This is a genomic window from Hwanghaeella sp. LZ110, from assembly GCF_048892525.1.
In the GTDB taxonomy this organism is placed as follows: Bacteria; Pseudomonadota; Alphaproteobacteria; order UBA8366; family Aestuariispiraceae; genus Pacificispira.
In genome coordinates this window covers 80,497-102,084 of the sequence record NZ_JBLZHT010000009.1, presented here as the reverse complement: position 1 = coordinate 102,084, position 21,588 = coordinate 80,497, and the positions used below count along the sequence as shown (strand labels likewise).

General features: G+C 55.7%; 23 protein-coding genes. 15 read left to right on the top strand and 8 right to left on the bottom strand.

Annotated elements, in window-relative coordinates:
- Positions 1-160: 160 nt before the first annotated feature.
- From ACOSDM_RS16865 to petA, 3 genes are read right to left on the bottom strand one after another with little or no spacing between them, the layout of a single operon-like run.
- A complete protein-coding gene (locus ACOSDM_RS16865; protein WP_420725724.1) occupies positions 161-1,063 on the bottom strand; it encodes a cytochrome c1 in 903 nt (300 codons plus the stop codon).
- Entirely contained in the window at positions 1,063-2,379 is a 1,317-nt protein-coding gene (locus ACOSDM_RS16860; protein ID WP_420725723.1) for a cytochrome b, read from the bottom strand. The genes ACOSDM_RS16865 and ACOSDM_RS16860 overlap by 1 nt, the downstream gene beginning before the upstream one ends.
- A 14-nt stretch (positions 2,380-2,393) precedes the next feature.
- A complete protein-coding gene (petA, locus tag ACOSDM_RS16855) occupies positions 2,394-2,945 on the bottom strand; it encodes a ubiquinol-cytochrome c reductase iron-sulfur subunit (protein ID WP_420725722.1) in 552 nt (183 codons plus the stop codon).
- A gap of 302 nt (positions 2,946-3,247) precedes the next feature.
- On the opposite strand from petA, the gene ACOSDM_RS16850 reads away from it, so the two are divergent.
- On the top strand, positions 3,248-3,703 hold the full coding sequence (locus tag ACOSDM_RS16850; protein ID WP_420725721.1) for a tRNA (cytidine(34)-2'-O)-methyltransferase: 456 nt from the start codon (positions 3,248-3,250) through the stop codon (positions 3,701-3,703).
- 75 nt (positions 3,704-3,778) lie between these two features.
- Positions 3,779-4,657, top strand: a complete 879-nt coding sequence (hemF, locus tag ACOSDM_RS16845; protein ID WP_420725720.1) for an oxygen-dependent coproporphyrinogen oxidase — start codon at positions 3,779-3,781, stop codon at positions 4,655-4,657.
- Between the two features lie 25 nt (positions 4,658-4,682).
- Here the strand turns inward: hemF and ACOSDM_RS16840 are convergent, their stop codons facing one another.
- Genes ACOSDM_RS16840 through ACOSDM_RS16830 form a run of 3 tightly spaced genes read right to left on the bottom strand, consistent with a single transcriptional unit; the run spans position 4,683 to position 6,972 of the window.
- Positions 4,683-5,585 (bottom strand): hypothetical protein, encoded by a 903-nt coding sequence (locus ACOSDM_RS16840; protein WP_420725719.1) that lies wholly within the window; start codon positions 5,583-5,585, stop codon positions 4,683-4,685.
- A gap of 8 nt (positions 5,586-5,593) precedes the next feature.
- Complete coding sequence (locus ACOSDM_RS16835) at positions 5,594-6,490, bottom strand: fructosamine kinase family protein (RefSeq protein ID WP_420725718.1); 897 nt, start codon at positions 6,488-6,490, stop codon at positions 5,594-5,596.
- Positions 6,487-6,972 carry a low molecular weight protein-tyrosine-phosphatase gene (locus ACOSDM_RS16830; RefSeq protein WP_420725717.1) on the bottom strand — a complete coding sequence of 162 codons (486 nt, stop codon included), beginning with the start codon at positions 6,970-6,972 and terminating at the stop codon, positions 6,487-6,489. The genes ACOSDM_RS16835 and ACOSDM_RS16830 overlap by 4 nt, the downstream gene beginning before the upstream one ends.
- A gap of 49 nt (positions 6,973-7,021) precedes the next feature.
- Between ACOSDM_RS16830 and ACOSDM_RS16825 the strand changes: the two genes are divergently transcribed.
- From ACOSDM_RS16825 to ACOSDM_RS16800, 6 genes are all read left to right on the top strand, one after another.
- On the top strand, positions 7,022-7,750 hold the full coding sequence (locus ACOSDM_RS16825; RefSeq protein WP_420725716.1) for an NAD-dependent deacylase: 729 nt from the start codon (positions 7,022-7,024) through the stop codon (positions 7,748-7,750).
- The gene (locus ACOSDM_RS16820; protein WP_420725715.1) at positions 7,747-8,334 is read left to right on the top strand and encodes a uracil-DNA glycosylase family protein; all 588 of its coding nucleotides are present in this window, start codon (positions 7,747-7,749) and stop codon (positions 8,332-8,334) included. The genes ACOSDM_RS16825 and ACOSDM_RS16820 overlap by 4 nt, the downstream gene beginning before the upstream one ends.
- A 150-nt stretch (positions 8,335-8,484) precedes the next feature.
- A complete protein-coding gene (locus ACOSDM_RS16815) occupies positions 8,485-9,687 on the top strand; it encodes an aspartate aminotransferase family protein (protein WP_420725714.1) in 1,203 nt (400 codons plus the stop codon).
- Entirely contained in the window at positions 9,674-10,585 is a 912-nt protein-coding gene (argF, locus tag ACOSDM_RS16810; RefSeq protein WP_420725809.1) for an ornithine carbamoyltransferase, read from the top strand. Before ACOSDM_RS16815 ends, argF begins: the two co-directional genes overlap by 14 nt.
- Before the next feature lie 39 nt (positions 10,586-10,624).
- Positions 10,625-11,569: an Hsp33 family molecular chaperone HslO gene (locus ACOSDM_RS16805; protein ID WP_420725713.1), complete on the top strand. Its 945-nt coding sequence runs from the start codon at positions 10,625-10,627 to the stop codon at positions 11,567-11,569.
- Between the two features lie 86 nt (positions 11,570-11,655).
- Positions 11,656-12,234 carry a hypothetical protein gene (locus tag ACOSDM_RS16800; protein ID WP_420725712.1) on the top strand — a complete coding sequence of 193 codons (579 nt, stop codon included), beginning with the start codon at positions 11,656-11,658 and terminating at the stop codon, positions 12,232-12,234.
- A gap of 21 nt (positions 12,235-12,255) precedes the next feature.
- Here the strand turns inward: ACOSDM_RS16800 and aguB are convergent, their stop codons facing one another.
- Positions 12,256-13,134, bottom strand: a complete 879-nt coding sequence (gene aguB / locus ACOSDM_RS16795; protein ID WP_420725711.1) for an N-carbamoylputrescine amidase — start codon at positions 13,132-13,134, stop codon at positions 12,256-12,258.
- Positions 13,131-14,159, bottom strand: a complete 1,029-nt coding sequence (locus tag ACOSDM_RS16790; protein ID WP_420725710.1) for a histone deacetylase family protein — start codon at positions 14,157-14,159, stop codon at positions 13,131-13,133. Before ACOSDM_RS16790 ends, aguB begins: the two co-directional genes overlap by 4 nt.
- 115 nt (positions 14,160-14,274) lie before the next feature.
- Here ACOSDM_RS16790 and ACOSDM_RS16785 point away from each other — a divergent pair, with 115 nt between their 5' ends.
- The 7 genes from ACOSDM_RS16785 (at position 14,275) to ACOSDM_RS16755 (ending at position 21,568) form a co-directional block, all read left to right on the top strand.
- Positions 14,275-15,087 (top strand): LuxR C-terminal-related transcriptional regulator, encoded by an 813-nt coding sequence (locus ACOSDM_RS16785; protein ID WP_420725709.1) that lies wholly within the window; start codon positions 14,275-14,277, stop codon positions 15,085-15,087.
- A 196-nt stretch (positions 15,088-15,283) separates the two neighbouring features.
- Positions 15,284-16,411, top strand: coding sequence for an ABC transporter ATP-binding protein (locus tag ACOSDM_RS16780; protein WP_420725708.1), 1,128 nt, complete (start codon positions 15,284-15,286; stop codon positions 16,409-16,411).
- A complete protein-coding gene (locus ACOSDM_RS16775; protein WP_420725707.1) occupies positions 16,411-17,373 on the top strand; it encodes an ABC transporter permease in 963 nt (320 codons plus the stop codon). The genes ACOSDM_RS16780 and ACOSDM_RS16775 overlap by 1 nt, the downstream gene beginning before the upstream one ends.
- Positions 17,366-18,193, top strand: a complete 828-nt coding sequence (locus ACOSDM_RS16770) for an ABC transporter permease (RefSeq protein ID WP_420725706.1) — start codon at positions 17,366-17,368, stop codon at positions 18,191-18,193. The genes ACOSDM_RS16775 and ACOSDM_RS16770 overlap by 8 nt, the downstream gene beginning before the upstream one ends.
- Before the next feature lie 50 nt (positions 18,194-18,243).
- On the top strand, positions 18,244-19,278 hold the full coding sequence (locus ACOSDM_RS16765; RefSeq protein WP_420725705.1) for an extracellular solute-binding protein: 1,035 nt from the start codon (positions 18,244-18,246) through the stop codon (positions 19,276-19,278).
- 80 nt (positions 19,279-19,358) lie between these two features.
- On the top strand, positions 19,359-20,594 hold the full coding sequence (locus tag ACOSDM_RS16760) for a serine hydrolase domain-containing protein (protein ID WP_420725704.1): 1,236 nt from the start codon (positions 19,359-19,361) through the stop codon (positions 20,592-20,594).
- 29 nt (positions 20,595-20,623) lie between these two features.
- Complete coding sequence (locus tag ACOSDM_RS16755) at positions 20,624-21,568, top strand: nitrilase-related carbon-nitrogen hydrolase (protein ID WP_420725703.1); 945 nt, start codon at positions 20,624-20,626, stop codon at positions 21,566-21,568.
- The last annotated feature ends 20 nt before the right edge of the window (positions 21,569-21,588 follow it).

Genomic DNA, 21,588 nt, shown 5'->3' with positions numbered 1-21,588 from the left:
TCGAGAGCTCTTGACGATGAACCACATCGCCTGCGCGCCCTCTCCTAGCCGACAGGCCGATAAAGGGATCCTGGTGATTCCAAATGTCCGCGCACCACACTAATAAGAAAAGCCCGCGCCATGGCGCGGGCTTTCCCATCATTCATGATGAAACGCGATTTCAGTGTTTCACATTCCGCCAGACATTGCGTTTCACCGCAATCATCAGGCCCGTGAAGACCGCCAGGAACAACAGCACTTTGATGCCGGTTTCTTTGCGGGTTTCGAAAGCCGGCTCTGACGCCCAGGTCAGGAACACGGCGACATCATGGGCCATCTGTTCCTTGGTGGCGGGAGTGCCGTCTTCATATTCAATCGAGTCTTCATACAGCGGCTGGGGCATCTTGAGATAGCACCCGGCGAACCATTTGTTGAAATAGGTTCCAGGCGGGCCTTGATGCTCTTCGAGACGGGTTTTGTAGGCCTCGTCTGATTCACCCGCATTTTGCGGCATGCACAGCATTTTATCTTCCAAGGTAGGCTCTTCTACATAACCAGAACCAACCAAGTGAGAGACATAATCCGTGCCACTGGCATAGCCTTTGATTTGCAGCATCGCCAGGAAGTTCTGCCCAATGCCGCCATAACCTTGGGCGCGGCTTTTCACGATCAGCGACAGATCTGGCGGCACGACGCCCCCATTGCTGGCTGCCGCAATTTTCTCGTTGCCGAACGGGCTGATGAAAGCATCTGACGGTTCTGCGGGACGATCAAACATGTCGCCATCATCATTGGGCCCATCCGTGACCTGAAAAGTCGCCGCAAAGGATTTGATCTGGTCTTCGGAATATCCCAAATCCACCAGATCACGATAGTGAACCAAATCCATACCGTGACAGGCGGCACAGACCTGCTTGTAGACTTGCAATCCCCGCTGCAATTCCGCCCGTTCAAAAGAGCCGAAGAAGCCGGTGAAGCTATAATCCGTTGTTGGCGGATGTGCGCCGGTTGCGGCCGATGCCTGGCCGCTGACACCCAGTGTCAACAGCGCTGCGGCAGCAAGTGATAATCCGAATTTACGCATCAGGACTTCTCCATCTTCGCGGCAGAGGCACCTGCAAACTGGGCACCGCTTCCGGCTTTCAGAACAGGTTCAGAGATGCTGGCAGGCAGCGGCTTGGGGCGTTCAATCCATCCGATCAACGGGGTGAGGATCAGGAAGTGGAAGAAATAATACATTGTCGCGCCCTGAGCGATCGTCACATAGGGCTCTTCCGCCGGCTTACCGCCGACCCAGCCCAGAATGATGAAATCGATCAGGAACAGGATCACCGCCCATTTGTAAATCGGCCGATAGCGGCAGCTGCGCACCTTGGAAGTATCCAACCAAGGCAGAACAGCGACGATGATCAGCGAGCCAAACATGGCCAACACACCAGCCAGTTTCGCGGCAGCCCACCAGCCAAAGAAGATCTCATAGATCCACCACCCGTCCACAAACGACCGCAGGATGGCGTAATAGGGCAGGAAGTACCATTCCGGCACGATATGCGGCGGCGTGACCAGCGGGTTCGCCTCGATATAGTTATCGGGGTGCCCCATATAGTTTGGTGCGAAGAACACAAAGAAGGCAAAGACCAGCAGGAATACTGCCAGGCCCAGCGAGTCCTTGGCGGTGAAGTACGGATGGAAAGGCACCGTATCCTGGGGACCGCGCACCTCAACCCCATCCGGGTTGTTTGATTTCACGATATGCAGCGCGACAACGTGCAGCGCGACCACCGCGATGATGATAAAGGGCAGCAGATAGTGCAGCGCAAAGAAGCGGTTCAGTGTGGGATTGTCGACGGAGAAGCCGCCCCACAACCACTGCACAATCGACTCCCCAATCAACGGGAAGGCGGAAAACAGGTTGGTGATCACCGTCGCACCCCAGAAGCTCATCTGGCCCCAGGGAAGCACATAGCCCATGAAGGCAGTCGCCATCATCAGAACCAGGATCACAACACCCAAAATCCAGAGCAATTCCCGCGGATTCTTGTAAGATCCGTAATACATACCGCGGAAAATGTGGATATAGACGACGATGAAGAACATCGACGCGCCATTCATGTGGATATAGCGCAACAGCCAGCCTGAATTCACGTCGCGCATAATGCGTTCAACGGAATTAAAGGCCAGGTCGACATTGGGCGTGTATTGCATGGCCAGCATGATCCCGGTCAGGATCATCACCATCAGTACGACCATGGCAAGCGCACCGAAATTCCAGAAATAGTTCAGGTTCTTCGGCATCGGGAACACGCCATATTCGGCATGTACATAAGAAAACACGGGAAGGCGGGAATCGACCCACCGGATCACCGGGTTCTTGAAATTAGGGGCGGGATGATTGCTCATTTCAGAAGCCTCCGTTACCCGATTTTCACAGTGGAATCGGTGAGGAATGTATATGTCGGGACCACCAGATTCTTCGGCGCCGGCCCTTTGCGGATGCGGCCAGACGAATCATAATGCGACCCGTGACAAGGACAGAACCAGCCATCATATTCACCGCGAGGCTCCCCATCAGCGGTGCCAAGCGGAATACAGCCCAGATGCGTACAGACACCGACAACAATCAGCCATTGCACTTCTTTAACACGCTCCGCATCCGTTTCCGGATCAATCAGCGTGCTGATATCAACATCTTTGGCTTCTTCAATTTCCTTTTCGGTGCGGTGGCGGATGAACACAGGCTTGCCGCGCCATACAACCTTGATAGCGGAGCCTACATCAATCTGGCTCAGATCCACCTCAATAGAGGCCAATGCCAAGACATCTTTTGATGGGTTCATGCTGTTGATGACCGGCCAGGCAAAGGATGCCGCACCGACTGCGCCAACACCGATGGCCAGATAATTCAAAAAGTCCCGCCGTCCCGAATCTTCTTCGTGATCCGAATCCGGCTGCGTTGCTTCCGCCATTTCGATTCCCCTCGAAACCCTTAAGAGCCTTTGGGCGTCAAAAAAAACCTCGACGCCCAGTGTCAACCATAGAACCTTCACCAGGAATATCGAGCCTGTTTGCGACAACCTGCCGCAACACTAACCATAGAGGATTTCACGAAATTGGAAATCCACCTTGATTTTGCTGGCTCGAACCCCCAGCCATGGCTTCGTATACTGTATTGTTTCCCGGATTGAAAGTGTCGCATGGTCACAATTGACAGGCTCAGGCAAATGCAGTCCCTATTGAGCCCCGTCACATTATCCAGGTGCCAGAGTCCATGCCCTTGCGCGTCGCCTTGTTCCAACCCGATATTCCCCAGAATGCCGGGGCGATTTTAAGACTATGCGCCTGTTTCGGCGTGCCGTTGGAGGTGATAGAGCCATGTGGCTTTGTCTGGACGGACGCTAAACTGCGCCGTGCGGGAATGGACTATATTGCCAGTGCCCATCTGACACGCCACGCCAATTGGGATGCCTTTCGTGCGGCCCGACCGGAACGCCTGGTACTGGCCACGACGAAAGGGGCGGTATCAGCCTACCAATTCGAATATCACACCAACGACATATTGCTGTTTGGGTCAGAAGGGGCCGGGGTTCCCATAGATGTTCATAATGCCGCTGGTGCGCGCCTGCGCATTCCGATGCGACCAGAGGCAAGATCCCTGAATGTTGCAATGTCTGCCGGCATGATGGTGGCCGAAGCCTTGCGCGCAACCGATGGACTTCCCCAATAGGGCGCGACATTGTATGTAAAGTAATATTGACACAAAACACCCTGCTTAAATCAGGACATAATGGGAGAGCTGCGCATGACTGAGGCATTAGAGAGCCGGAAAACCAAGGCAACGGATTGGTTCCGCAGTCTTCGGGATCAAATCTGCGCCGCGTTCGAACAGATTGAAACGGAATTGCCCTCTGACCTGCCCCATGCCGACCTGCCTGCGAAAACCTTTGAACGCAAGGCATGGCAACGGCCTGATGAATCAGACTCCCAGGGCGGCGGTGGTGTCATGTCCGTGATGCGGAACGGCCGTGTCTTTGAAAAGGTGGGGGTCAATATTTCTGAAGTGCATGGCACTTTTTCCGAACAATTCCGCACCGAAATCCCAGGTGCTTTAGAAAGCAATGGGAAATTCTGGGCTGGCGGCATTTCCCTGGTGGCGCATATGCGCTCCCCCAAAGTGCCTGCGATCCATATGAATACGCGCATGATTGTCACGTCGAAAAACTGGTTCGGCGGTGGCACGGATTTGAACCCCATGGTCGAAATCCCACAGGATACAGCGGATTTTCATGCGGCCCTGAAAGCCACATGCGATGCCCATTCCTGTGCGAATTACCCGCGATACAAGGAATGGTGTGACGAATATTTCTATATCAAGCACCGGAATCAGGCGCGCGGTGTCGGCGGGATCTTCTTTGATTACCTGGATTCCGGCAACTGGGATGGTGATTTTGCCTTCGTACAGGATGTCGGAAAATGTTTTCTGGATATCTATCCGGCCCTGGTGCGCCGGCATTTGGGTGAACCCTGGACGGATGCGGATCGCGCCTGGCAGTTGGAAAAACGTGGCCTGTATGCCGAATTCAATCTGGTCTATGATCGCGGAACGCGATTCGGCCTGATGACAGGCGGCAATCCTGATGCGGTTTTGATGTCCCTGCCCCCTTTGGCGACCTGGCCGTAAACATCCTGCATTTCAGATCAAGAACCTACATCTGCGGAACTGCGGCGGGTAGCTGCGCGGCCAGATAATCCAATATCCGACGCTGCTGAAAATACCGGAAACAGTCTTTAAAGACCGTTGCATGGGGAACCTTGTTCTCGCAATCCATGCCATAGAGGGATCGACCAGATAGGGTGACATAGGTGACACCCGGAATCGCGCGCAACCACCCCATCACCTGGGGCGGCTCGAACCGATCCTGTTCGAACCCAAATACCAGCGCATTCAGTCGGGATGCCTGGGCGATATAGGCGGCCTGGCGGTCCCGCTCCTGCTGCCAGACGTCTTTGCGGCGTCCGGTATGCCCCGCGAATGCCGGGGCGAATGCGACCAGACCGGCGACTGGTGTCTGATCCCGTCGTTGCACCAGCAGACCGGCCCACCCCCCTGCCGATTGCCCCATGACAAAGGTGCGTTCGGGCGGAAACCCGATGCGTGCAATATAGGCCAGCAAGGCCTGAAGTTCATCAGCGCGGCGGATCACCTTGGGCACGCCATCGCCATCGGGCTGATTAAACCCCCCAATCTTGGTCGGGGTGCAAAAAGCATACAGCAGAATTTCATACCCCCCAATCCGCTGTCCCACCAAATCCGTCGCCGTCTTTGGAATATTGATGCCCGGCCTGCTGGTGTTACACGGATCAGGCTTGGATTCCGCGGTCGATCCATTGACATAAATAATCAGCACATATCGATCCGGATCCCGGAAGGCGAAGGGGTGTCCTGGCGTTATGCCAGCAGGTTGATGCACCATAAAACGGCTGCCTTCGCCCATCGGGGGCACAGTCGGATACAGGATCAAGGCAATGGCGATCATCAGGGCAGCAAACGCACTGCCCCCAATAGCGATAAGCCGGATCGATGGTTTTTTGAATTTAAATAAGGTCAAGCGCCTGCTTACCCCCCGTAATGCCGGACAATCTGATGGACGCGTGTGCCATAGCCGCCACCGAAAAACATAGCATGGGCCAGCAATGGCTCCAATTGATACAGCATTTGGCGCTCTTCAAAAAACAGGGGGTCGATGGGTCGATGCGCATGATATCGTTCAAAAAACGCAGCCCCGACGCCGCTGAACAAGGGCAGAAAGGCCAATTCAATCTCTGCATCGGCATAATAAGTGGCTGGATCGATCAGGGCTGCTAAACGCTGTTGTCGAAACAGGATGTTTCCAATCCAAAGATCGCCATGGATCAGGCTGGGCGGCCGGTTCATCGGTATCCATCGATCCAGCTGGGTGCAAAGCTTTTCAAGCCCCGCGAAGCAGCCATCGGGCAGACGCCCCGCCTGTTGTGCCAAATGCCCGAAAAACATCAATCGCTGATCGCGCAGGAATGACAGCCAATCCTCGCTCCAGGCATTGGGGCGTTGCACTGGACCAACTGGCGTTGGCCTGTCGAAGCCAAAACGCGCTGCCGTATGGATATGCAATGCCGCAAGGACATCGGCCAGCGCAGTCTGCCCCGTATTCGACAGGGCCTCCTGATCGCAGTCCACGAAGGTTAGAATCAGTAAATCCGGCGCCACATGAACGACATCTGGAACCGGGACCACACCCGTTTGGCGCAACCGGTCCAGCATAAAAGCCTCATCCTTCAGCGTCGCCTTGGGCAAAGTTCCGAAGGTAGGATGCGGCGATTGCCGTCGCGGCACCATATGCTTGACGACCAAATCCCGCCCATCATCGGTTGCAATACGGGTGGCCTGGGCTATGTTTCCGCCACTCAGGGGCTGACTGTGCCGGATTCTGGACCCCAGTGCGGCTTCCGCCCTGCGTCGTACATCAGGAGTCACGCAGTGCCTTGCAGGTGGCTTACCCAGCCACGGCATCCCATTTCAATCAGATCCAGCGCGTATTCATAATCAGTGATATCCCCATAGTAGGGATCGGGAACATCCACGCGACCAGCCTGGGGCGCCCGTTCCAGAAACATCTTTATCTTATGGTGCGCCGTGTTTGGACAGGCTTTCATCAAAATGGCGTGATGCCCCTCATCCATGGCCAAAATCAAATCGAATTCCTGATAATCTGTAGCCTGCAATGGTCTGGCCTTGACGCCGTTGAAATCATAGCCCCGCGCCTGACCCGCAACGACGGCTAGACGGCTGGGGGACTCACCAGTATGCCAGTCGGCAGTGCCGGCGCTGTCGACTGATATTCTATCGCCCAGGCCCGCATCCTCAGCCATATGGCGCAACACGACTTCCGCGCTGGGGGAACGACAGATATTTCCGGTACAAACCATAAGAACGCGATGGGGCTTTGTTTTTGTCATCGAATCGCCTCTCGTAAGACATACGAACCTTGGATATCATGACGTCACGATGACAGAAAGCAACAGCGCCTTTCCTATTGTGATACTGACCGGAGCTGGCATCTCGAAAGAATCCGGCCTGTCGACCTTTCGCGATGCAGACGGCATCTGGGCGACGGTTCGGATAGAAGATGTCGCCACGCCCGAAGCCTTTAAGACCGATCCGAACCGCGTGCATGAATTCTACAACGACCGACGACGCGGCCTGTTGGACCCCGCCATCAAACCGAATGCGGCCCATGAGGCCCTGGCAAGGCTGGAGCGGGAATGGCCCGCAGAGGTCTTGGTGGTCACCCAGAATATCGACGACCTGCATGAACGCGCCGGCAGCCGGAATCTGATCCATATGCATGGCGAATTACTGAAGGCCCGCTGCAGCAGCTGCAATGCCGTTTCTTTTTGGGATATGAATTTAACGGTCCAGACCAGTTGCGTTTCCTGTGGTCGCAAGGGCGGGATGCGCCCCCATGTCGTCTGGTTTGGCGAAATGCCTTTCATGATGGATACAATCGCGGAGGCGCTGGGGCGATGTGGCCTGTTTCTGTCCATCGGCACGTCTGGCAATGTCTATCCAGCGGCTGGATTTGTGCAAACCGTCCGCCAGGCCGGGACGGCGCAAACGGTCGAAATCAGCCTGGAACCATCGGAAGGGGCAAGCCTGTTTGATGATGGCGTCTATGGCCCCGCCACTGAAATGGTGCCCCAGGTCGTCGACCAGATATTGCGCTATACCGCATGAGCCTGAATACCCTGTTGAAAGAGGTACGCGCCTGTACCCTATGTGCCGACCATCTGCCATTAGGGCCGCGACCGGTTGTGCGTATGACACCATCCGCGCGGCTGATGATCATTGGACAGGCGCCGGGCACGAAGGTTCATGAAACCGGGATTCCCTGGAATGATCCATCGGGGGAGCGTCTGCGAGACTGGATGCAGATCAACCCGGACCATTTCTATGATGACCAAAAGGTCGCCATTATGCCGATGGGCTTTTGCTATCCGGGGCGCAATCCAAAGGGGGGCGATATGCCGCCCCGCCCGGAATGCGCGCCAACATGGCATGATCGGCTGCGCGCGCATCTGCCAAACCTGACCCTGACCCTGCTGGTTGGCAGCTATGCCCAACGGCGCTATCTGGGGTCAGGCCAGACCATGACACAGGCGGTTCGCAACTTTCAGCATCACCTGCAAGCAGGTATTCTGCCCTTACCCCACCCATCCTGGCGCACCGTCGCCTGGCAACGCAAAAACCCGTGGTTTGATACAGATGTGCTGCCCCTGTTGCGCGAAAAGGTTGCACAAACGCTGCACCTGGTTTCTTGAGCCCCCAACTTTACGGCCTGTAGCGGTTTTTCAGTAAGGTTTAATCTCTATCTCATTGACAGAAACTCCCTTGCCCGGCACTTTCCCGCCTTTGCTTCGTCGGGTATAGGTCCGCCGAAGTGTCCCTTAGCAGAAAGAGAGAACGAGGAGATGTCTGACTCGACCCAATCCGCAGTGATGAACACCTATGCCCGGTCGCCGATTGCGATGGAGCGTGGGGAGGGCGTCTATCTGTGGGATACGACGGGGCGACGATACCTCGATTTCTATGCCGGGATTGCCGTCAACAGTTTGGGCCATGCCCATCCGCATCTGGTGAAGGTCTTGCAGGATCAGGCGGCCAAGCTGTGGCATACATCGAACTTATACACGATTCCGGAAGGGGAGCGTTTGGCCAAGCGGCTGACGGAATCCTCCTTCGCCGATCGCGTCTTTTTCACCAATTCCGGCGTTGAAGCACTGGAAGGGCTGATCAAGCTGGCCCGCCGCTATCACTCTGTTTCGGGCCATCCGGAACGGTATCGCGTGATCACCGTGGATGGTGCGTTCCATGGGCGTTCTCTGGCGACGATTGCTGCGGCCAACAACAAGAAATATCTGGATGGGTTTGGGCCCAAAGTCGACGGATTCGATAATGTTCCGTTTGGAAATATGAACATGCTGCGCGATTCCATCACACCCGAAACTGGCGCGATCCTGCTGGAGCCGGTTCAGGGTGAAGGCGGCATTCGCCCGGCAACGCTGGATTATCTGAAACAATTGCGCCAGACAGCGGACGAATACGGTCTGTTGTTGATTCTGGACGAAGTGCAGTCCGGCAATGGTCGAACCGGCAAAATGTGGGCCCATGAATGGGCTGATATCAAACCCGACGCAATCGCTACAGCAAAAGGCATTGGCGGCGGCTTCCCGATGGGGGCCATTCTGTCGACAGAAGCAGCAGCCCAGGGTCTGACACCCGGAACCCATGGCACGACATTTGGCGGCAATCCGCTGGCAATGGCAGTTGGCAATGCGGTGATGGATGTCATCCAGGCCCCCGGATTCCTGGAGGGCGTTGAAAAGACGGGCCAATATTTCTGGTCCCGCCTGGAAGACCTGGTTGCCCGTCACCCCACAGTCTTTGCAGCCGCACGCGGTGCAGGTCTGATGCAGGGCCTGGTCTGTCAACCAGATGTCAGCAACCTGAAAGTCATCGACGCCTTACGGGATGCGGGACTGCTGACCGTTGGGGCTGGGGAAAATGTCATCCGCCTGCTGCCCCCGCTGATCGTGACTGAAGCACAGATTGATGAGGCTATTGCCCTGATCGATACAGTCGCCGGGGCCTGGAGTAATGATGATGCAGCCTAAACATTTTCTGGATCTGGACCACTTTGACGAAGCAACCTTGCGGGTCATGCTGGATGGCGGAAACGCCGTGCGCAATCCAGCCCCGTCCGCTGCCAAACCTTTGGCGGGGAAGGTCCTGGCCTGTATCTTTGAAAAGCCCTCGACCCGCACGCGGATCAGCTTTGACGTGGGCATGAAGCAATTGGGCGGCGATGTTGTCGTCATGACCCCAGCGGAAACGCAATTGGGCCGGGGGGAGACGATTGCCGATACCGCCCGCGTCCTGTCCCGCTATGTCGATGCCATCATGATCCGCACAACCGCCGAAGAAAAGCTGCTGGAACTGGCGGAATACGCGACGGTTCCAGTTATTAATGGCCTGACAGACCGCACCCATCCCTGTCAGTTGATGGCCGATGTCATGACCTATGAACAGCATCGCGGTCCGATCACGGGCAAGACTGTCGCCTGGGCGGGTGACGGCAATAATATGGCCACCAGTTGGATTCATGCCGCCGCCCGGTTCCGGTTCAAACTGCGCATCGCCTGCCCGGAGGAGCTTCAACCGCCCCGCGATGTGGTAGATTGGGCCATCGAACAAGGATGCGAGCTGGAAATCCTGCATAATGCCGATCATGCCGTCGCCGGTGCCGATTGTGTTGTGACGGATGTCTGGGTCTCCATGGGCGATACCGACGCACCTGTGCGCCACAATCAGCTTAAACCCTTTCAGGTGGACGAGGCCCTGATGGCCAAGGCCGCCCCCGATGCGATTTTCATGCATTGCCTGCCCGCCCACCGTGGTGAAGAGGCGACAGAGGGCGTCATTGACGGCCCGCAATCGGTGATCTGGGATGAAGCTGAAAATCGCCTGCATGCCCAAAAGGGCATCTTGCTGTGGTGCCTGAACAAGATCTGAGCACCAAACTCTTAAGCATAAGAAAGAAGGTAAGCCATCATGGCCGATCCTATACACATGACTGATCCAAACAGCCTGGATACCGGCGGGCCGACGGACGATTGTATCCAGCCCTATATGATCGATAAAACCGGGCTGCATGGGCGCATGGTCAAGCTGGGCCCATCGGTCGATGCGATCCTGTCGCGCCACGGCTATCCCGATGCCGTGCAGTATATGCTGGCGGAAATGCTGGCCTTATGTGCCGGTCTGGCCGCCGCCTTAAAGTTTGATGGCGTTTTTACCTTACAAACCAAGGGTGATGGACCGGTACCGATGATGGTCGCGGATGTGACCAGCGACGGAAAAATGCGGGGCTATGCCCAGATCAAGGGCGAGGTACCGCCCCTGCATGAAGCCATTGCCGCCCCGATCCCAAAATTGCTGGGGGCTGGCTATATGGCCTTTACCGTGGATCAGGGCGCTGACATGGAACGCTATCAGGGGATTGTTGCGCTGGAAGGGGCGACGGTTGCCGAATGCGTGCAACGCTATTTTGAACAATCCGACCAGTTCGCTTCGGCAGTGAACCTGTCTGCAGGGCGACGCCCGGATGGAACCATTGGGGCCGCCGCCTTACTGGTTCAGCGCCTGCCGGAAGAAGGGGGCGATAAAAGCATCGGCTATGCCGATCAGGATGCATGGCAACGCGCCATGGTGCTGTTGAAATCTGCCAAACCAGAGGAAATGATGGATCCGGACCTGATCCCCAACGAATTGCTGTTCCGCCTGTTCCATGAAGACGGGGTGCGGGTATTTCCTGCCCGTGCGATCACGGAAGAATGTCGCTGTTCACGCGAAAAGATCGAGAATGTGCTGAAATCCTTGGAACCGGGATCGATGGAAGACTTAAAAACAGACGATGGAACCTATGAGGTGACGTGTGAATTCTGTTCCCGCACCGAAGTCTTCACCGATGCGGATCTGGGACATACATCTGCCTAACTGTCGCCGCATTGATCCGGGATGATTGCGGCAATCATCAGAATCATGAGACCAAGACGGAACGCGGCAAACATAAGGAAATGGCAATGATACGGCGTGGCTTTTTGATTTTAATGGCAGGACTGTTGGCGGCATGCACAACGCCAGTTTCAGTACCGCGCTATGCGGACATCACCTTTGCCCATCTTCCAAAGATCAAGCTGGATGTCGCCAAAATCACAGTGGTTGAGGCCTATCAGAACCAAACCACGGCCCCGAATGTCGACGGCGAATTCCCCGTGCCCCCCATGCAAATGGCCGCACAATGGGCCAAAGACCGCCTAGAGCCTGTCGGCACTAGTGGTGAATTGATCTTCACCATCAAGGATGCCAGCGTTGTTGAAGTCCCCCTGAAAACGTCGACCGGGTTGACCGGTCTGGTGACGGTCGATCAGGCTCAGCGATATGACGCACATCTGGTCGTTGAGATGAGCGCCCAAAACCCGGATGCGGGGACAACGGCGGCTTCTGCCACAACAGTGGAACGCAAACGCTCTGTTGCCGAAGACATTACCCTGAACGAACGGGAAGGTGTCTGGTACAAGATGACGGAAGAAATGGCGGTCGACCTGAACAAACAGCTAGAAGGTGGCCTGAACCAGTTTTTTGGGGCATTCCTGCGCTAGACCATCATGCTAGCTATTGCTCTAGCGCGTTCCTGTTAGGGATTGTAACGGGCCATAAAGGTCTGTGCGCCGATCCCGGAACACACCCCAGGATGCCCGCATGGAGCGGATCGCATCCAAATCAAACGTTGCCGTGATGACACCCTGGTTTTCGCCGTCAGCTTCAGCGACCAGACCGCCCGTCTCATCGGCGATAAATGACCCGCCATAGAATGTCATATCCGCCGTCTCATGCTGTTCCGAACCAATCCGGTTGCTGGCCAGCAATGGCATGATATTGGCCGCAGCATGTCCCTGCATGGTCCGTTGCCAATGCGGTTTGGAACTATAATCGGGCGCAGAGGGTTCACTGCCAATCGCCGTTGGATACAGCAGCACCTCCGCCCCTTGCAGGGCCATGATCCGGGCGCATTCCGGGAACCACTGATCCCAGCAAATGCCGACCCCGATCCGCCCAACGGCGGTGTCCCACACTTTGAAACCGGTATCGCCAGGACTGAAATAGAATTTTTCCTGATAGCCCGGATTATTCGGGATATGGCTCTTGCGATACAGGCCCAGCACAATTCCATCCGCATCCGCAATTGCGATGGAATTGAAGAAAGTGTTGTGCCAACGCTCAAAAAAGCTGATGGGCAGCACCACCCCCAATTCCTTTGCCAAGGCCGAAAAACGCGCGATCAGGGGATTCCCCTCCATCGGCTGGGCCAATTCCAGATACTTGGCTTTCTGATCTGGACAAAAATACGGGGTTTCGAACAATTCCTGCAACAGGACCAGCCCCGCCCCTTTCGCAGCAGCCTGACGCACCAGCGCCTCTGCCTTGTTCAGGTTATCCTCAATATCCCAACTGCAGGCGAATTGAGTTGCGGCAACGGTCAGACTGCGGGTCTCACTCATCGGTCTTCATACCCCATCAAAACATTCACGGCGTTGATGCCGATTTCTTCGACGGCATAGCCGCCTTCCATGACAAACAGAGTTGGACGGTTCAGTCCGGCGATCATCCGGCCATAGGTTTTGTAATCATCGCTTTCCAGTTTAAAGAACGAAATCGGATCGTCCTTGAACGTATCCACGCCCAGCGAAATCACCACCGCATCCGGGCCATAATCGTGAATGCGTTTGATTGATGTCGCCAGGGCATCCCCCCAGGCATCAAAGGCCGTACCAGGCGGCAAGGGATAGTTTTCCGTGAACCCTTCCCCTGCAGAAGCGCCTTTCTCATCGGCATAACCCAGGAAATACGGGAAGGCATCCTCCGGCCTGCCATGCAGCGACTGAAAGAATACATCATCCCGACCATAGAAAATATCCTGCGTGCCATTTCCATGATGGAAATCCACATCCAGGATGGCAACGCGCGACGCACCCTGATCCAGGAAGGCCTGGGCGGCGACGGCGGCATTATTGATGAAACAATAGCCGCCGAACATATCCGCAGCAGCATGATGTCCCGGCGGGCGGCACAGGGCGAAGGCGGATTGTGCCCCTTTGGCAATCGCAGCCTGAGCCGTCAGGGCAACATTGGCACTGGCCTGCGCCGCCTCCCAGGTGCCATTGCTGATCGCGGTTTCAGACGCCAGGCAATAGTAACCGATCTTGCCATCGATGAAGCTTGGCGGCTTCACGCGCATACGCCGCGCCGGCCAAGAGGTCGCGATGGCTTCCCCTTCAAAGCCTGCTGCCTGCCATTCATCCCAGCATCCAGCCAGAAATGCCAGAAATTCCCCATCGTGAATGCGGCGAACCGGGTCCAGCCCAAAGTCATCCGGTTCTTGTACCGGCCCCAGATTCACCTGCTGCACACGGGTTAAGATTCGATCAACCCGGGCAGGGCATTCAAACGGAGGCACCAGCAATCCACCATGCAATTCTGTCTTTGCATCCCGCAATTTATGCTTATCGGTTTGAATAGTCAGCATTTCCGACAGACTCCCCTTCTCAGATCGGTATATTTTAGCGTAGCATGAGGCAATTACGCGTTGCGCGTAAATATCCCTTTAGGGATGGGATGATTAAAACAGGGAACGATATTGCGTGTATCATTTGGCTAGGCCAAAGACAGATACCGTGGAGGAAGCGCTGGCGGCGGCGATTTCATCCGTAGGGACGGCTGACTTCATACCAACGGGACTGGACTATCTGCGATACATCGCGCCGTTCAGAGGGTGCCTTCTGACGCTGTTGAACGGCACGCGGCGGCCTGTCCATTTGTATGACAATGTGCGCGTAGAGCGCCGCGCAGAGGTCGTGGATCGTTATCTGGACGGGGCCTATCTGTTGGATCCATTCTATGTCGCCTATCGGGACCATGCCCCGTGTGACGCGCTGCGGCTGAATGACGTTGCGCCCGATCGATTCCAGCAGTCGACCTATTTCAAACAATATTACCATTCGATTCGATTGCGCGACGAAATGGCGATCCTGATCGACCTGCCCGCGGGCAAACATTTGTTCTATTCCATCGGTCGATTGATAGACGAACCCAGATTTACCGCACGCGAAATCACCGAATTCCGGCGCGTTCTACCAATTTTCAGCGCATTAAACAGGCGCCATTTCGTGCATGAGACCTATAACTCTGGACCCTCTGAAGAAGGGGTGCCTGCCGAAGAGATTGATGCCGCTCTGGCCCGCTTTGGAACCGATCACCTGACCGAACGGGAACGGGAAATCGCCAGTTTGATTCTGAAAGGCCATTCATCAAAATCAATTGCGCGAATAATCTCGATCAGCCCAGGCACGGTTAAAATCCATCGCAAGAACATGTACAGGAAATTGCAGATATCGTCACAAAGCGAACTGTTTTCTTTGTTTTTAAGTGCCTTATCCGGCATCGAGAGGGTCTGAACATGGGCCGGTCAGCCTGCGACAGACTGCACATTCCCCCAGGATACTACCCCTAGGGGGATATTTACGGGACCGCATGGGGCGGCGTACCGTTTTAACGCTAGAGATGACTATCGCATATCTTGTTTAAACAAACATGACACGTCAGATCATGTGACAGATAGCAATAGAACAATTCTCAACAGGGGACTTTAAAATGAGCGAGACAAGCACTCTTTCCGACGCATCGAAACCGTCTGGGGAAAAGTCGGAGCGGCCTATGGTCACGGCGGAGAACGTGACCAAAAGCTTCGGCAGTGGCAGCTATGCTGTCACCGCCTTGGACAATGTATCAGTAACGATCCGCGAGAACGAGTTTTTCACCCTGTTGGGTCCATCGGGTTGTGGAAAAACAACCCTGTTGCGCCTGATCGCTGGTTTTGAATTGCCCACCAAGGGGTCTATTTTGCTGGATGGTCAGGAAATCGGCCACCTGCCGCCCTATAAGCGACCGGTCAATACCGTGTTTCAGAACTATGCCCTGTTTCCCCATATGACGGTGGCACAGAATATCGCCTTCGGCCTGGAAATGCTGAATAAGCCCAAGGCCGAAATCGACGACGCTGTGAAGAAGATGCTGGCCCTGGTGCAAATGGGCAAACTGGCCGACCGACGTACCGACCAACTGTCGGGTGGACAACAACAGCGCGTCGCGCTGGCCCGTGCGCTGGCCCCACACCCTAAGGTATTGCTGCTGGATGAACCCCTGTCCGCGCTGGATTTGAAGCTGCGCAAGGAAATGCAGATCGAATTGAAACGCCTGCAAAGCGAAACCGGGATCACCTTCGTTTTTGTCACCCATGACCAGGAAGAAGCCCTGACCATGTCGGACCGGATCGCGGTCATGGATACCGGTCATATTCTGCAGGTCGGCGGTCCAAAGGATATCTATAATCATCCGGCACGCCGTTTCGTGGCGGATTTCATTGGCGACATCAACATCATGAACGCCGAAATGCTCAGCGTATCGGATGGACATGGTACGATCCGACTGAGCAAAGGCAATGAGGTGAAGGCCCGCCTTTCATCGGACACGCTAAAGCCCGGTTCGGTCAGTGTCGCCATACGGCCGGAAAATGTCCGCCTGTGTGACAAAAGTGATTCAAACTGCACCGTTTCCGGTACGATTTCCAACGTCGTCTACTTCGGGTCGGGCACAAATACCCACATCACCCTGGAAGATGGGACCGACGTTATCGCGCGCAGCAGTTCCGGTGGCGGTAATCCCGGCGAGGCGATCGGCCTGATCTTTCCCGACGAACACTTACAGGTATTGATCGACTGATGGACGCGCCGGGATCAAACGCTTCGACACTGGATAACGCAGCGCAGCGTTTGGCCCATGCCAAAGCGGCCCATGAAGACCGCGCCCGCAAGACTCGCCGGTTCCTGTTGTCGCCCGCAGTCCTGGTCATCGGCATCGTCGGGCTGTTTCCCCTGACGATCACAATTCTGTATTCCGTTCTATCGCCCGACACCTATGGCGGTGTTGTCTGGAAACTGTCTGGCGAGGGGTATCTGCAATTCCTGTTCGAACGGGATATTTTCGACGATACGCTGACTTTCTCAACCTCCTATCTACAGATTTACGGTCGGTCGATCGCATTGGCCTTCTTCACCACGATCGGCGCGCTTTTGCTGGGATTTCCCACAGCCTATTTCATCGCCAGCAAGCCCCGGGAACAGCGCACGATCTGGCTGTTCCTGATAACCTTGCCGTTCTGGGTCAATCTGCTGATCCGCACCTACGCCATGTTGCTGATTTTGCGGGATGAGGGGATCATCAATATCAGCCTGATCAAAATCGGGCTGATCGATGATCCGATAAACATCCTCTATACCAGCACCGCCGTCTTCATTGGCTTGGTTTACAGCTATCTGCCTTTCATGGTGTTGCCGCTTTATGCATCCCTGGAAAAGCTGGACTTTAAATTGGTTGAAGCCGGATATGATCTGTATGCCACGCGTTTTCAGGTGTTGCGCAATATCATTCTGCCGCTGACCAAACCCGGCATTGTCGCGGGTTGCATTCTGGTCTTCATTCCGGGACTGGGTGCCTATATCACCCCGGAACTGCTGGGGGGTGGTAAGGAGCTGATGATCGGCAACCTGATCGCCCTGCAATTTGGCAGTTCCCGCAACTGGCCTTTTGGCTCAGCCGCGGCCCTGATCCTGATGGCCGTCGTGATGATCGCCCTGCTTGTCTATGTCCGATACAGCGGCAAGGAGGGGGCACGACATGGCTGAGACCGGCAAAGCGGCACCGCGCCGCCGCATGATGGATCTGCGCAAACAGCCCGGATTTGATCAGATCGCCTGGATTTGCATGTTCTTCCTGTATGCGCCGATCCTGGTGTTGATCACCTTCTCCTTCAATGACAATCGATCTGTTGTACTGTGGACCGAATTCAGCCTGCGCTGGTATGAATCGGCCCTGGCGAATGACGAAATTCGGCGCGCCACGATGATTTCCTTGCAGGTTGCACTGGTCGCAACCGTATTTGCCACCACATTTGCAACAATGGCTGCCCTGGCAACCACCAGAGTGCCGCCGTTCAAGGGCCAGACCCTGGTCTATGCCATCATCAACCAGCCCTTGATGATTCCCGAAATCGTCACCGCCGTATCCACCCTGGCATTTTTCTCTTTGATCAAGCAACTGACAGGCGTGACGGGCATTGGCTATCTGATGCTGGCCCATACCGTATTCTGTATCCCTTTTGCCTATATGCCGATCCGCGCGCGGCTGGAGGATATGAATCTGGTAATGGAAACCGCCGCAACCGACCTTTATGCGACCCCTTGGCAGGTTTTCCGGCGGGTCACGCTGCCCCTGATGATGCCGGGCATCGTTGCGGGCGGCATGCTGGCCTTTGTTGTGTCGCTGGATGACGTGATCATCACCCTGCTGGTTGCAGGTCCCGGTGAAACCACCTTGCCAATCTTTGTTCTGGGACAAATCCGGCGCGGTATCACGCCGGAAATCAACGCAGTGTCCACCTTGTTGCTGGGCCTGTCGGTGTTGTTTGTTGCGCTGTTTTTCATTCTGGGACGAAAGCGCAAGTAACGAGGGGTGCGGGGACCATCCCGTATCTTGATAACAGAGGAGGGTTAAAAATGAAGCGTACTCTTTTAGGCCTGGCCACGGCGACAGCCGTCAGTCTGGCAATGGCGAGCAGCGCCTATGCTGCTGGTAAATTGAACATCTATAACTGGGGGAACTACACCAACCCCAAGCTGATCGAAAAGTTTGAGAAAGCCTATGACGTCGAGGTGACGCTGGACGGCTACGATTCAAACGAAACCATGCTGGCCAAGGTTAAAGAAGGCAGCACGGGGTACGACATCGTTGTGCCGGGCGATTACATGATCAAGATCATGATCGGCGAAGGCCTGCTGGCCAAGGTAGAGCCCAACAAAATGGAAAACTTCAGCAATATGGACCCGAAATGGGTCGATGTCTGGTGGGATCCGGGCCGCAGCTATTCCGTGCCTTGGCAATGGGGCACGACATCCTTCACCGTTGATACCAAGGTCTACACCGGTGATATCAACACACTGAAGCTGCTGTTCGAACCACCGCCGGAACTGCAAGGCCGCATCAACATGCTGAACGACATGAATGATGTGATTAACGCCGCCCTGCGCTATCTGGGATATCCCCGCTGTAACGGCGACAAAGATCAACTGAGAGAAGCCACAGAACTGTTACTGAAGGCCAAGCCCTATTGGCGTACGATGGATTACAGCATCATCGAAAAACTGACCTCTAACGACGTCGATCTGTCGCAAAGCTGGAACGGGGCTGCCATGCGGGCCCGCGCACAGCGCCCCAGCCTGGCCTATGCCTATCCCAAGGAAGGTTTCACCGGCTGGATGGATAATGTTGCCGTCCTGTCGGATGCACCGAACATGGAAAATGCCAAGCTGTTCGTAAACTTCGTCATGGATCCGGAAAACGCGGCCCTGATTTCTGATTTCGCGAAATATGCGAATGGTATCTCCGGCAGCGACAAATTCATGGATCCGGAAATGCTGTCCGCCCCTGAAATCGTGATGCCGGCAGATGCGCCGACGCCTGATTTCGTGCAACCCTGCCCACAGGAAACGGTCGACCTGTATAACAAGATTTGGACCCGCCTGAAGCAGTAAAGCCTTTTCGAGATAGGAGGCGGGTCCTATAACCGGGCCTCGCCTCCTTCTTGAAAGTCAGAAAATTGGATATTCCCTTTATGCCTTCTGTCCCCCCATCGATGCCCAGCCAACGCCCCCACACTGCGCGGGAATTGGGGATCATGCAGGGGTTCCCGCCGCGTCCTGAAAAGCGACCGACATCCAGCAATTGGGATCTTCCCCCGTTCAATCGATGGTCTTTTCAGAATGTGCGCGCCTTATTGCCTACCGTTGATGTAGATCGCGGCACCGGACCGGTTCAGGACCTGCCCAGCGCCCATCAAGACGTATCGGGCGTCAAATTCACGGCCCTGGACGGCACGACCAAAACCATAAAACAGATGCTGACAGAAACCTATACCGACGGCTTCCTGATCATGCATCGCGGTCAGGTCATCACCGAACAATATTTCAATGATATGCATCCGCGCAGCCTGCATCTGGCGCAATCAGTATCTAAATCCCTGGTCGGCACGCTGGCAGGCGTGCTGCATGGCGAAGGGAAGCTGGATATGGACGCGCCACTGGCCGACCGCATCCCAGAACTGGCCTATTGCGGCTATGGCGATGCAACGCTGGGCCAGGTGCTGGACATGCAGACCGGCGTGCGCTTTGTCGAAGACTATGGCCTGCCCGATTCCGACATGACGCGGATCGATATCGCCAGCGGTTGGCGCCCCCCGCATCCGGGTGAGCCTGTTCCAGCGATCCGGGATGTCATTCAGACCTTGCAGAAAGAGCGCCCCCATGGGGAGCGTTTTGAATACCGCTCGATCGAAACCGACATGCTGGCCTGGGTTCTGGAACGTGAAACCGGCACCAGTCTTGCGAAGCTGATGTCTGATCGCATCTGGTCCAAAATCGGCGCTGATCGGGATGGCTATTTCACCGTCGATCATGCCGGAACAGCCCTGGCCGACGGCGGCTTCAATGCCACACTGAGAGATTTCACGCGATTTGGCCTGATGATGCTGCAAGGTGGCCGTGTTGGCGATAAACAGATCGTTCCCAAGGTGTGGGTCGAGTCCTGTCGCACGGGCGAAGCCGCCAAATTTAACGATCCCTATCTGGCGACATCCCCCAACGGGGCCTATCGTCGTCAATGGTGGGTGCACGACGTGGACCGCGGCGACTATATGGCCCGCGGCGTTTTCGGTCAGTTGATCTATATCGATCCTGAAGCGGATTTCCTGGCAGTCAAATTATCGACCTGGCCGGATTATTTGATCCACAGCTTCGGACTTGATAGCCTGAATGCGGTAATCGCGATCCGCGATGGATTAACCGCCACCTGATCGTGGCTTGTGAACGTAAGGTGAGGACGATGACCGATACGGTATCGATTACCCTTTGGGCAACCAATCTAGGGCAAACTTTGAACGGGCCTCAGGACTGGCTGGACGCATTGGACACCGTTGCGACCGAAGCCAAGGCCGCAGGCAGCGACCTGCTGGTCGCGCCGGAATATGTTTCCGAACAATGGCTGACCTATTGTGGGCCCGATATCGACGTCACCAAGGAACCAGCCGCAATGGCGGAAGCCGCCAAGGCGATTATTCCCGGCGTTCAGGCCCTGGCGAACAAGCATAAACTGGACATTATGGCTGGGTCCTGGCCGGTTGCTGATGGAAAGGGGGGTTACAATAACGGTGCGCATCTGTTCACCGTGGGCGGTACCACCCCCTTCGTTCAGCGCAAAATGTGCATGACCCCGCCAGAGAAAGCCCCTGATAGCTGGGGCATCGTGCCCGCCAAGCAGATGCAGGTATTTGAGTGGAACGGTCTGCGGTGCGCCATCATCATCTGTCTGGATATCGAATTGCCGATCCTGTCATCCATGTTGGCACAGGCCGCACCGGATCTGGACCTGATCATCTGCCCATCGATGACAGAGAAAATGTCTGGCTATTCCCGGGTGTTTAGCTGTGCAAAAGCGCGCGCAGTCGAATTGTTCACCACGGTTGCCGTGGTCGGCTGCATTGGTGCAACGCCGCTGGGGGAAGGACGCAAGAACGTCTCTGGTGCGGCTGTGTACCAGCCTTGTGAGGCGGAATTGGGCTTCACCGGCCGCTTTGCAGAGATCGGCCCCTTCCACGAGGCTGAAAAGGGGGATCCGCTGGGCCCGCGCCTGCATGCCATGGACATTCCCATCGACATCGTGCGCAAGCTGCGCGCGACCCAACCGGAAGTCTGGCCTGGCGCCTGGACAGGCGAGGGTGTGAGTATTTCTGTAACCGGCGCAAAGCCCGCGTTGAAGAAATCCGCATAGGCTTTGATCCCTTAGATAGA